The organism is Sphingomonas sp. CFBP 13733 (assembly GCF_014841795.1).
Taxonomy (GTDB): Bacteria; Pseudomonadota; Alphaproteobacteria; order Sphingomonadales; family Sphingomonadaceae; genus Sphingomonas; species Sphingomonas aerolata.
The window spans coordinates 36,075-49,018 of record NZ_JACYUP010000001.1; the positions used below are offsets into that span (position 1 = coordinate 36,075).

A 12,944-nucleotide genomic window follows, 5' to 3' on the forward strand; every position below is an offset into this window, starting at 1 on the left:
GCGGTCGGTACGGGGCCGCAGCAGGGTCCTTGCTACGCCCGGCAGCAATGCGTAGCGTATTAGCCCAGTAGGACACCAGAAGGCGGGGATGATGATCGGGCAAATTCGAGTAGCGTTCGTTTTGGCCTTCGTGTCCGCTCCTGTCGCCGCCCAGCAACAGCCACTTGCTTCTGGACCATCAAAGATTGCTGAGGTCGAGCACGGCCTGACCTCCGCTGTGGTGCTGGCCGGCACGCCAGCGTCACCTCGAACGATTGCCGCAGAGATGAGTCGGCTGCACGTGCCCGGTGCCAGCGTCTCCGTCCTGCGTGGCGGAACGATCGAATGGTCTAAGGGATACGGGTTCACGCGCGCGGGCGGAATACCGGTAACACCCGACACGCTTTTTCAGGCGGGTTCGATTAGTAAGCCGGTAACGGCGCTGGCCGCGCTGCGTCTCGTCCAGCAACGCCGCCTGAAGCTTGATGGCGACGTGAACGGGCAGCTTCGAGGCTGGAAACTGCCGACGCCGCCCGGCGCGCACGTTACGTTGCGTGAGCTGCTCTCGCACACTGCGGGGACCACGGTGCATGGCTTTCCCGGCTATGCTCCCGGCCTACCGGTGCCGACCGTCGATGACGTTCTTGCCGGCCGCGCGCCTGCGAACACCAAGCCGGTCGTCGTGGATACCACGCCGGGCACGGCTTGGCGCTACTCGGGCGGAGGCTATACCGTCGTTCAGAAGCTGATCGGCGATGTGACAGCTCAAACATTCGCCGACGTGCTGCGCGACGAGGTGCTCCGTCCCGCCGGCATGACGCATAGCTACTTCGCGCAGCCGCTCAACGCTGCCTTGCTGGCGAACGCAGCTTGGCCGCACGATGGGATGGGAGCGCCCGTTTCGGGCGGGCCCCACACCTATCCTGAACTGGCCGCAGCGGGTCTGTGGAGCACGCCGGGCGACCTGCTGCGCTACGCCATAGCCGTGCGTAACAGCGCTCGCGGCAAGACGGGCGCACTTCTCGGCCGGGCGCTTGCGACGGAGATGCTGACACCCGGCAAGGGCGGTTACGGCCTCGGCCTTGAGATCCACGGTGCATCTGCCGCTCGCGACTTCTCGCATGGGGGCAGCAACGAGGGATATGAGAACTTCCTGGTAGCCTATACCGACACTGGCGATGGCGTAGCCGTCATGACCAACGGCGCTCAGGGCAATGAGTTGGGGCTTGAGATTACCCGCAGCGTGGCCGCAGCCTATGGCTGGCCAAGCTACCGTAGCATCGAGCGCGCGAGTGTGCCGATCCCGGCGCTCATGCGCGCGCGCCTGGTTGGCAACTACGCAATTCCAAACCTTGGCTCTTTCTCGATCACCGGCGAAGGATCGGGCTTGGCCTTGTCGCTGAAGGAAGGAGTCAGCGAGCCGCTCTATGCGTCGTCGCCGGACACATACTTCATACTGTCGACTGACATGGTGCTGCATGTGGATAGCACCGGTTCAAAGGTTAGCGGGCGCATTGTTTCCGGCCCGTTCGATGTGCCCTTCACAGAGGAAGCCGACGCCAAACCTTAAGCTGAAACGACTTCCATAATTGATCCTTTTGGGAACGGCAGCAATCGCCAGCTGCCTCCTGAAAGCTGCCTGTCCGCTAAACACCAGGTCGGGACGTTCAGGCGCTCCCAGCTTGCCAACCGTTCCTGAAAGCCGACTGGCAGCTTTCGGGCGGTAAAGCGGACGGACCCAAAACGCCCACACCCGGACGTTAAGGCTGGCGATCCGGGCTCCCGATAACGGCCACTCCATAGGCACGATTTTTCCTGTTTCTCCATGTCCGACAGGTCATTTCGGGAAAAAGCAATCGAGAACTGAGTTACAAGAGCAGGTGCCCCGGACGGCTATCCTTGCGATTGCCCCGGCGACTGTCCCGCCATGAATTCTTTTCCAGCAAAGTCAGGCTGGCAGAAATCATCCACAAACCGCAAACGATCCGATCCGTAACAACACTGACATGAACACTGCCCATAGGGGCCTCCGCTAGGCCGCAATGGCAAGCGGCCCAGGGAGATTTCATGAGACAAACCGCCATTGGCGCCAGTGTTCTGGCGCTTACCGTCGCTTGCGTTCAGCCCGCGTTCGCGCAGGAAACCACCTCTGCCGTCCGTGGTCGCGTCACCGATGCGGGCGGACAGCCCGTCGCCAATGCGTCGGTCACGATCGTTCACATGCCGTCCGGCACGCAGGTCACCCAGGCGACCGACACGACGGGCAATTTCAATGCCTCCGGTCTGCGCGCAGGCGGACCGTTCCGCGTGACCGTCAACGCACCGTCGTACGACAGCAAGACCACAGAAGGCGTGCAGACCGCCGCTGGCAGCACCGTCACGCTGAACGTCACGGTCGATGCGCAGACCGGCAACGACATCGTCGTTACCGCCGGCGCCAAGCGTGACGGTCTCGCCGTCGCCGGGCAGACGAGCCTGAACGCCGATGCGATCCAAGGCATCGCGTCGGTCAATCGTGACCTGCGCGACCTGCTGCGGCGCGACCCGCTCACCAGCCTCGATCCGAACCCGCGCGGTCGGGCGATCTCGATCGGCGGCGCCAGCCCGCGCGGCAATCGCTTTACCATCGACGGCGTCGCGATCGGCGACGATTTCGGGCTCAACGCAGGCGGCCTGCCGTCGGCGCGCGGCATCGTCTCTCTCGATGCGATCGACCAGCTCAACGTGAAGGCGGTCCCGATCGACATTTCCGAGGGCGATCTCCAGGGTGGATCGGTCAACATCATCCTGAAATCGGGCAGCAACCGGTTCCATGGCAGCACCTTCGGAATCTTCGGCGACGATTCGCTTCAGGGCACGAAGACCTACGATAATGTCCGCTCGGACGGGACGGCCGTCCCGGCGGCGGCGGGACGACTGACCCCGGTGCCGAGCTTCCGCGATTACGGCGGCAACCTGTCCGGCCCGATCATCAAGGACAAGCTGTTCTTCGCCATATCCTATGAGCAGCTCAAGGAAAGCCAGGTCAGCGCGCGCGGCCTGGCAGGAGAGGGCGCGAGCACCGAGATCCCGTTCGTCACCCGCGCCAACGTCGACCGCGTCCGCAGCATCCTGAACAGCCGCTACGGCTTCGACCCGCTCGACATCGCCAAAACGTTGCCGGAAAAGGACAAGAAGGCGTCGGCGAAGCTCGACTGGAACATCAGCGACCGGCACCGGCTCGCGCTGACATATATCTACCACAAGAACGAGGTGCCGCGCGATGTCGGCTTCAGCGAGACCGGGTCGAACCCGTCGGTCGGGCTGCAATCCAACTTCTATCTGCTCGGCGAGACGACCAACGCCTATGCCGCCCAGCTGAATTCCAACTGGAGCGACAATTTCTCGACCGAACTGCGCGTCACGCGCCGCGATTACGAGCGGACGCAGAACCCCTATGGCGGCAGCGATTTCCCCGAGTTCGAGATCTGCCTCGACCCCGTGTCGCGCGGCAGCGGGCTGAACTGCCTCGCCCCGACCGGCGCCAACCCCAATGGCCGCGTCCTGCTCGGCCCCGATCAGTTCCGCCAGTCCAACTATCTCAGCATCCGGAACAGCGGCGTGTCGTGGTCGGGCCAATATTCGGGCGGCGGCCACGTCATCAAGCTCCTCGCCGAGGGGCAGCAGGTCAAGATCAACAACCTGTTCGTCCCCGCGACCAAGGGGAAATATTACTTCGATTCGATCGCCGATCTCGAGGCGGGGCGTGCGAACCAGCTGACCTATGCCAACGCGCTGTCGGGCGATCCGGCGGACGCGGCCGCGCGCTTCAATTACATGTCCTATACGTTCGGCGTGCAGGACAGCTGGTCGGTATCGCCCGATATCACGGTGACCGGCGGGCTGCGCTACGACTGGGTCGATGCCGACCGACCGCAGCTCAACGTCCGGTTCCTCTCGGCGTACGGCTTCTCCAATGCGGCGATGCCGACGGGCGGCGTGCTGCAGCCGCGGCTGGGCGTGACCTGGGATGCGAAGCCAAACCTGCGCCTGTCGGCCGGCGCCGGCCTGTTCGGCGGCGGGACGCCGGATGTCTGGTTCTCGAACTCCTTCTCGAACGACGGCGTGCGCCAGAACAGCCTGTTGTTCCAGCGCAACGGCACCAGCTTCGTCGATGCCACCCAGACCGGGGCCGCGGCCAACATCGCCCCATCGCTGGGATCGGCGGCGCTCGATAACGTCACCGGCCAGGGCATTCTAAGCGTCTTGGACCAGTATCTGGCGGGTGCCGGGGCCCCCGCGGCGGCCTCGGTCGGAGCGCTCGACCCTGATCTGAAGCTGGCGTCCACCTGGAAGGCCAATGTCGCGCTCAACTGGTCGGGAAGCCTGCCGTTCGGCCCCGGCTGGATCGCGGACAATTGGGAATTCAACCTCAGCGCGCTCGCCAGCGAAGTGAATAACGGCTTCGTCGCGACCGACGTGCGGACCGCCCAGATCGGCGAGCTTCCCGATGGCCGCCCGCGCTACAATCCCGCGGTCGGCGCCAATTGGGACATCGTGCTGCGCAACACGGGCCAGGGCCGTTCGCGCGTTCTCGGCGTAGGGCTGGGCAAGCGCATCGGTGGGCTCTCGCTCGGCGCGAACTACATCTATTCGGACGTGAAGGATGTCGGTTCGTTCACCGGCTATACGCCGACCGAGTTGCTGGGCGTCACCACCGCCGACCCGAACCGCGGCACGCTGGGCCGCTCGAGCTTCGAGACACGGCACAACGGCAAGGTGCAGATCGGCTATAGGGCGGACCTGTTCGGCGACAACGAGTTCCGGATCGACCTGTTCGGGGAATTCCGCAGCGGGCGCCCGTACAGCTACACCTTTACCGACGCCAGCAACGGCCGGTCGCAGGTGTTCGGCACGGTCGGCGGCAATGGGCGGCATCTGTTCTACGTTCCCGATTTCGATCAGGCGGCGATCATCAATGCGGCGGGCCGTCCGCAGGTCGGCGTGGTGGAGTTCGCCGACCAGGCGACGCTCGACGCGCTGCGTGCCACCGTCGACGGCAGCAAATTGCGCAAATATTACGGCGCGATCGCGCCGCGCAACCTGGGCACGTCGCCGGGCTTCTCGAAACTGGATCTCCATGTGTCGCAGGAGATCCCGTTCTTCTTCGGCAAGGCGAAGGTCTTCACCGATGTCGAGAATGTGCTGAACCTGCTCAACCGCAACTGGAACACCTACAAGGTCTTCTCGGACTCGGTCAGCATCGCCAACGTTTCGTGCGTCGCGGCGGCGGGGAATCCGTGCGCCCGCTATCTCTACTCCAATGCGAGCAGGCAGACCGCCACGACCTATCAGAGCGCCTCGCTCTGGCAGATGCGGGTCGGCCTCCGCTTCGACTTCTGACCGACGGACGGGGAGGCCAAGGCGCCTCCCCGTCGCGCACAAGGATTACAGCATGCGATTCATCAGGGCCTTTCTCGCCGGCGCGCTGGCGCTGGCATCGACACCGGCGATGGCGTGGGGGCCGACCGGGCACCGCGTCAGCGGCGCGATCGCGGACCGCTTCATCTGCGGCACGACCCGGCTGGAGATCCGCGATCTCCTCGGCGTCGAAACGCTCGCCGATGCCGCCAACTGGGCGGACTATATGCGGATGCAGTCCGATCCCTATTGGAGCAAGACGACCTTCAACTGGCATTTCGTCACGATACCCGACGGCAAGACCTATACGCAGGCGGGCGTACCCCCGCAGGGCGATGCGGTGTCGGCGCTGGCCAAGTTCCGGGCCGTCGTGCGCGACCGCAAGGCGCCGATCGCCGCGCGACGCGACGCATTGCGCATGATCGTCCATATCGCCGGCGATCTCGGCCAGCCGCTGCATTCGGGCAATGCCCGCGACCGCGGGGGCAATGACGAGATCGTGACGCTGCGCGGCCAACAGACCAACCTGCACACGATCTGGGATTCGACGCTGATCGACAGCGAGCAGATGTCCTACACCGAATGGACCGACTATCTGCTCGCCCGGATCACCAGCGAGCAGGCCATCGCGTGGTCGAGCCCCGATCCCGTGTCATGGGTCGACGAGGCGCGGGCGCTTCATCCGCAGGTCTATCCCAAGTCGAAGACGATCGACGGTGACTATCTCTACACCGCCCGGCCACTGCTCCATGCGCAGATGACCAAATCGGGACTGCATCTGGCGGCGTATCTGAACGATCTGTTTGGACGTTGCAGCGGGTAAGGAGATGTCGGCTGGCTTACTTTGGCTATCTTTCTCAAACCCCGCCATTCCAAAAAAAATCGATCTATTTTGGGAAAAGCGGCAGCTCCCGTAATGTCGGCTATTGCCACGCGCCTTCCCGGAAGCTGCCGTTCCGCGTTCCACCAAATATGCCTTCAAAAGCAAGAGGCTATGACGGTTCTCGAGAATAGCATTGGCTCAGACACGGCCGAGATCGCGGACCTCTGACACAAGGGAACCAGAGGGGTGAAGTAGACAACGCAATTCGCTTCATCACTATGTAATTGGGCAAGTCAGCATCGACATTCGATAAGCAAATCAAGGTGGCTGCACCTCCCCGCAACCACCGATATAGAACTACAATCGCCGCCCTCACGGGCGGCGTTGTCGGTTGTGCAGCGTGTTCATATCTCTGACCGGTTTTGCCCCTCATTGGCGTGGGTGTGGCATGAACTTTGTCATCTGTGACCCCAACGCCATAAGCCGCTGCTGGGCCAATAGACGCGAGGTTAAGCTACCTGTGCCTGCCGTTCAAAATCTGTAGAACTGTGATAGCCCAGGGTCGAGTGCCCGAGCTTGCTGCGCAGAACACCGAGCGCTTTTCAGAACCAGGACATCGGCTAGTCCCCCAGGTGTCGCCAAGGACTCGAACGTTATATCATGCACTCACTTGCAATGCAGGTTATCGGGCAAGTCCAGATCTTGGCTAGCCTGCGACACCGCGGCGCGACACCTTCGCACCAGCTTCACCACATCAAGCCGAACTGCCGCCGTCGCAGGCTTTAAACTCCTGGCTGGGCTTGCGTGTCACAATCCTGAGGTGGATATGTCAATCGTTAAGTATAGCGACCGCTCGTGGCCAGCCAGCGGGACCATTCTCTATCTTTGCTAGAAAACAGGAAGCCATGAAGCCGTTGTAGGGTAGGCGGTCAAGGCTAGTGAGCTTTTCCATGTGGTAATAGCCGATGTCTCGGCCTGCCTTTGCTTCACCGCCTCGGCGGCACGGGAATCCCGCATGCATGTTCGATGGTCGCTTCCCTTGCCAGCAAGCGCACAAGCTCGGCCAGCGCTTGTTGCGCTTCTGGTCCCTGTGCCAACATTATCCGTGCAGCGGCCATACCAGCGTTGTGTTACGGCTGTCAGCGGGTACGTACGAAATACACGTCATGTTACATGCCGGTTTCATGAAATCGGATAGTCCCCCCGCCCGGATGCGACTGCCACAAGGCTTCAGCCATCTGCGGCCGGAGCTCGGAGAGATACTCAGGGATCATCGTACATACGTGAAAGGCACTCTAGGGCGATCAGTAAGGAAGCACTTGCCTTCGGTGTAGGAATGACCTGCGTTGCCCTGTCGCGGATCGAAAATGTCCGCACTTGGCCAAAGGCGCAAACGCTCGACCGGATTATCCACGAGTTAGATATTGATTGGCCCGACGTGGCGGTGCGAGGGGTCGGTTCCGCGCCGTCGCGGCAATCCGCGGTGTCGGCCTCGAACCTCCAGGATCGAGCATGCGGAAGCTGGTTGATCGGCGGTCTTCACATGGCACGACGATGATCTCGATCGTCCGCGCGAAGATCGCCGCGTCGCTTTCAGCAATACGGTCCTTGCCAATCTCGCTGCTGGTCAGTCGCGCAAGGACGAGGAGGAGTAGCGCGGTGCCCGATGTCGTGCGGTCGTACGTTCTACCGCCGCGTAGTTTTTTTGAGCCATCCCGCGGTTTTCGGCAACACCAGACCTTCTGCACGCAAAGCTGGTGGAAAGCAGCCTGTCTGCTTTCGGCCGGCGATCGGCATAAACGGACGTTCGTTCAGAAGAAGGGGCGGGGGGGGCGAGTGTCGCTTCTTGGTGGAAAGCCGGCAGTTCGCAATAGGTGGCACTTTTAGCGTAAAGCGCCGTATGTTCAGGTGTGCCCCGTCGCCCTTCAAGGCGTCCCGTTCCGGACGTAGTTCCGATCATCAGGGGCGGCGACGCAGTCGCGCCCCATAATGACCTGCGTACGATCAAACGGGCTATCGTCCGATTGGACGCGTCATTTCTGGGAGGTTCCAGCCTCGTAACGTCACCGCCGCCGGCGCCGCGCCGACCGTCTTTGGATAGCGGATTTCGATGCGCCGGGTCTCACCGGGCAGGAGCGCGACATAATTGTCGTTGTAGAATGCCGGCAGGATGCGCTTTCCCGCCGTATCGACCAGCGTCAGCTTCGCATTGAGCGCGGACACTTTGGTGTCATTGGTGAGCGTCACGGCCACCATCATGTCGTCACCGACGGATATCGGGGCGGCGACCGAGCTGCTCAGGGTAACACTCTGCAGGCTGTTGAGCATCTGGTAGGCTGCCTCGTCCTTGCCGCGCCAGTAGAAATTCTCCGCAACCGTCGTGCCGGACCGATCGGTCATGTCGAGCTTGACCAGAACCATCGGATGCGATGCGAACAGGCGGTCGAGTGGTACGGCGGCAAGCGGGGTTGCCGCATTCGCCTTTGCATCGAGACGATCCTCGCGGCTGAACAGTTCGGCATTGTCGAGCCCGACGACCCGCGTGCGTACGAGAAGGCCGGGGCGTGGCTCGCGGGTGGTATTGAGTACGACCAGTTCGTTGCCCGGCAAGTTCAGCTGAACATGGAGCGGCTCCGCGGCCTTTTTCGCCCCGTAATATGCCGCATGAGTATCATAGTCCCAGCTGTAGATCTGCCATGCGTTCGACGGCCAGGCCGGGTGGGTCATCCACAGGAGCCGACCGGAGTTCTTGGTCCAGAGATGGCCCAGAAACCCTTCATACATCGCCTTGTGCGTCTCGAGATTCATCATCTGTGCTTTCCGCTCGAAATCGGCGAAGCTCGTCGCAGGCCCGAACATCGTCGCCAGCGTCGTCATGAACGTCTTGGTGTCGCCGTTCCCGGCAAAGTGCCAGTCGTGATAGGCCAGCGTGTCGCTGAGCGGCCAGGTCTCGCTATCGGGCATGGTGGCGCGGACGGATTCAAGCGTCGAGAGCGACGGCGTTCCCGTTTCGACTGAGAAGCCGCTGGCCAGATCGGTGAAATAGCCCACCGGTGGCCGGTAGTTGTACGGCCCCGATCCCTGCAGATTGACGACGTTCGAGCTGCCCGTGAACCAGCGCGTGCCATCCTCGCGCGCGATGAGATCGTCGAGCCCTTCGTTCAGCGTGGGATAGGGCACGCCTTCGTTGCGGCCGAACCACAGGATGATCGACGGGTGATTGCGATAGCGCCGCACGACGTCGTCCGCATTCTTGAGGAAGAGCTCTGGGTCCTGCGGCTCGACCTGGAAATTCTGCGTTGATTGCCAGAAATCGTTGAGCACCATCATGCCGGTCTCGTCGGCGAGGTCGAAAAACTCGGCTTCGGTGTTATTACCCATCCAGTTGCGGATGACGTTCATGTGCGCCTCCTTCTGGAGACGGAAATAGGGTGCCAGCCGGTCCCGGCCGACGCGTTTCATCGCATCGTCCATGCCCCAGTTGCCGCCGCGCGCCGCGATCTGCACGCCGTTCACGCGGATGGTCAAATGCGGCTCGGGCATCGTCTCCTCGACAGGCGTCACCGCCGGTGAGGTTTGGCCGGCGACGGTCAGCGACTCGGTCCACCCGTTCGGCGACTGCTTGATCGCTTCGTGACGGACGTCGATAAGACGTTCGCCGCGCAGGCTGCCATCGGTGAACTGCAGATTGACCCGCCGGAGCGCGCCCGCGGTATCGAACAGCGACAGGTCGTAGCTCACCTCACGGATCCCGAACCGGTCGGTACGCGTGTCCGACAGCCGGCCATCAGCCAGCGCCTCGAGCGACAATTGGTACAGCGCCTGCTCGCCATAGCCGTTCGGCCACCAGAGTTTCGGATTTGCGACGCGCAGCTGGGCGAAGTCCTTGGGCGAGAAGGCGACCTTCGTCTCGCCGGGCGATACGGTCACCGTCTTCTCGACATGCACATCGCCAAACGCCGCGCGAACGGTGACGCTGCGCGGCGTGGTGCCGTCGTTGCGAACGGGGACGGTGATGTAAACATCGGCACGGTCGGTCCGTGGCAGCGGCAGGTCGGTGACGACCTGTGGGTCGAGCAGGCGGACGTTGCCATGCGCCAGCAGTTCGACCGGACGCCACAGCCCGGTGTTGCGGTCGCGGATGCCGGGAATCCAGTCCCACCCTTCGGTGGCGACGAAGGTCGGACCGTCGATGGCAAGCTGCCCGCCATTCTCGCCGACGCCGGCGCTGATCGACTGTTCGTGCGGAATGCCGGGATGGGGCGGCGGCGACACGCGCACCGCGACGACATTGTCACCGGCGACGGGGACGAAATCGAACTGGCCGCGGATGAACGCGCCGCGTGTACTGCCGAGCTTGCGGCCGTTTGCCCAAACGTCTGCGGCATAGTTAATGCCGCCGAAGACGAGCGTAAGCCGCTTTCCGGCGGCTTCGGGCGGGACGGTGAAGCTGGTGCGGTACCAGTAATCCTGCCGGGCGAGGCTTTCGGGAATCTTGAGGTTATTCAACCCGTAATAGGGGTCGGGATAGACTCCGCGATCGACCAGCGTGGTCAGCACGGTGCCCGGTACGGTTGCGGCACGCCATGTGCCGCTGGGCACGCCCGGACGTGACAGCGTCGCACCATCGTCGCGCACGTCCGGCGCGGCGGCAAGCTGCCAGCCGTTCACCAGCCAGCGGCCGTCGCGTGCCGGCGCCAACCCCGTCGGCGGTAAGGGCATGTTTAAGACCGGCGACGTGGTGGCGTCGCCGCGTGCCTTTGGCAGCGTCCACGGATCCTGTTGCTGCGTCAAACCGATATTGGCTTGTTTCTGGAGCGGCCAGCCGACGCCGACCTGCCAGAACTGGACGAGCGCGAAGTCTGGCTGCGCGCGGGCCGCGTCGGCCAGTGCCGCGGCGCTCCGCGCGCGCGCGTCGAACGTCGCGTCGGCCAGCGATCCGCCGAAATGCTGCTTCGCGCGGCCGGTGCCGGTGACGGGTGCCAGTGCCAGACGGGGCGTGACGGCGACCGAGCGGCCGGCGCGCGACGCGACCGGCCGGCCGTCGACATAGAGCGTCAGCGTGCGACCGTCCGACACGGCGGCGACATGCGTCCAGCGACCGGCGGCGAGCATGCTTCCGCCGGTGACGCGGACGCTGCCGTCGGCGCCGGTGACGCGGCCATCGACGAGCGAGAGACAGCGGCAGGCCCCTAGCGGATCGCCGACGGCCAGCAGGGTGCCGGTCATGCGCGTCGCACCGGGCCGGACCCAGGTCGACAGAGTCCAGGGCGCATCGGCGGCGACCCCTGCCTGCGCGCCGGTCAGGTCGCGCTCGACGCCGATCCCGCCGGCGAGGATGTCGACGTTATAGGGGCCGGCGTTGCCGATCGCTGCTGGCGCGTCGGCTGGCGCGGTTTGCGCTGCGACCGCGCCCGACAGGGCCGTTCCTAGCAGTAACAGGGTGGTGAGTGTCGCCAGTCGCATGAATAGTCCCTCCTGAGGTGCCGGCTTGGCAGTGCCGCCGGTCAGTTTTGTGCCGCGGTATGCCGGGTCAGTGACCGACCTGCGGATCCTTTGTCCATAATCTTGCGGCACCGCGAACGCCGGAGGCGTCGCCCCAGCGTGCGGGCACGATACGGCCGTCCCACAGATCGGAAAATGTGTGGCGGCGCACGACATCGGGCAGGCCGGCGTAGATTTCGGTGACGTTCGACATGCCGCCGCCAAGGACGATCACCTCGGGGTCGAGCAGGTTGACGACGAGCGCGAGCACACGCCCGAGGCGATCGACATAGGCATCCAGCGCGGCGCGGGCCGCGGGGTCGCCGGAGCGCGCCGCGGCAACGATGTCGGGTGCGCTGAGCGCCAGCCCGTGTTCGGTGGCAGCGGCCCGCGCAAAGCCGGTACCCGAAACCCAGCTCTCGATGCAGCCCGACAGCCCGCACCAGCATGGCGGAGGATCGGCCTCGCGTCCGTCGGGCCAGGGCAGGGGCAGATGGCCGATCTCGCCAGCGATCCCGTGTGCACCATCAATCACGGCGCCGGACAGCACAACGCCACCACCGACTCCGGTACCGATCACCAGCGCAAAGACGCTCTGCGCACCCTCAGCGGCGCCATCGATCGCCTCCGACAGAGCCAGGCAATTGGCATCGTTGACCAGCCGTACGGGGCGACCGAGCGCCCGGGCGAGGTCCTCGCGAAAGGGGCGGCCATTGAGATAGGTAGAGTTGCTGTTGCGCATGATCCCGGTTCGCGGTGACGGCGAGCCTGGTGCACCGATCCCGACCGTGCAGCGCACGCCCCCGGCGTCGTCCGCCGCGGCGACCAGGTTCGATATCGCGGTCAGGGCGCTGTCGTAGCTGCCGGGATTGGGAATGCGTTGCCGCCACGCAGCCGCGCCGTTTTTCGAGAGCAACACGGCTTCGATCTTCGTACCGCCGAAATCGATACCCAGCGCCGGCGCAGCATCTTCGCATACCAGCCCGCCGATGTTGGCAATGGTACCACTCTCCCCCACGATATCCTCCCCCCATGCTCGTGACCGCTGCACGGCCATCCCGATCGACAATGCCAGTTCGAAAAATAAACGCAAATTGATTATCCAATTGACGGCGCTTTGCGGCGCGGTAGAACACGGGTGTCAAGACAACGGTAAGTTGCGGCTGGCACGTGGGAGAGGGGTAGGGCGCCGCGGCGCCGATCAACTTCATTCTCGCAGGCTAAAGCGTTCGCCAATCGCTGGCGGTGTTGATTGTGA

At 63.8% G+C, this 12,944-nt stretch carries 5 protein-coding genes; 3 read left to right on the plus strand and 2 right to left on the minus strand.

Going from position 1 to position 12,944, the window contains the following annotated elements; all coding sequences use genetic code 11:
- The first annotated feature begins 91 nt into the window (after positions 1–91).
- The 3 genes from IFT71_RS00155 (at position 92) to IFT71_RS00165 (ending at position 6,202) form a co-directional block, all read left to right on the plus strand.
- Entirely contained in the window at positions 92–1,549 is a 1,458-nt protein-coding gene (locus tag IFT71_RS00155; RefSeq protein ID WP_206757429.1) for a serine hydrolase domain-containing protein, read from the plus strand.
- A gap of 497 nt (positions 1,550–2,046) precedes the next feature.
- Positions 2,047–5,361, plus strand: coding sequence for a TonB-dependent receptor (locus IFT71_RS00160; RefSeq protein WP_192138724.1), 3,315 nt, complete (start codon positions 2,047–2,049; stop codon positions 5,359–5,361).
- 52 nt (positions 5,362–5,413) lie between these two features.
- Positions 5,414–6,202, plus strand: coding sequence for a S1/P1 nuclease (locus IFT71_RS00165; protein WP_192070863.1), 789 nt, complete (start codon positions 5,414–5,416; stop codon positions 6,200–6,202).
- Between the two features lie 2,013 nt (positions 6,203–8,215).
- Here the strand turns inward: IFT71_RS00165 and IFT71_RS00170 are convergent.
- Both IFT71_RS00170 and IFT71_RS00175 read right to left on the minus strand, forming a co-directional pair.
- On the minus strand, positions 8,216–11,668 hold the full coding sequence (locus IFT71_RS00170; RefSeq protein ID WP_192138725.1) for a glycosyl hydrolase 2 galactose-binding domain-containing protein: 3,453 nt from the start codon (positions 11,666–11,668) through the stop codon (positions 8,216–8,218).
- 67 nt (positions 11,669–11,735) lie between these two features.
- The gene (locus tag IFT71_RS00175) at positions 11,736–12,779 is read right to left on the minus strand and encodes an ROK family protein (RefSeq protein WP_244654668.1); all 1,044 of its coding nucleotides are present in this window, start codon (positions 12,777–12,779) and stop codon (positions 11,736–11,738) included.
- Positions 12,780–12,944 lie beyond the last annotated feature (165 nt).

Bases quoted from the DNA above. Each gene is read 5' to 3' on its own strand.
- IFT71_RS00155 (WP_206757429.1), top strand. From the start codon at position 92: ATGATCGGGCAAATTCGAGTAGCGTTCGTTTTGGCCTTCGTGTCCGCT.
- IFT71_RS00160 (WP_192138724.1), top strand. From the start codon at position 2,047: ATGAGACAAACCGCCATTGGCGCCAGTGTTCTGGCGCTTACCGTCGCT.
- IFT71_RS00165 (WP_192070863.1), top strand. From the start codon at position 5,414: ATGCGATTCATCAGGGCCTTTCTCGCCGGCGCGCTGGCGCTGGCATCG.
- IFT71_RS00170 (WP_192138725.1), bottom strand. From the start codon at position 11,668: ATGCGACTGGCGACACTCACCACCCTGTTACTGCTAGGAACGGCCCTG.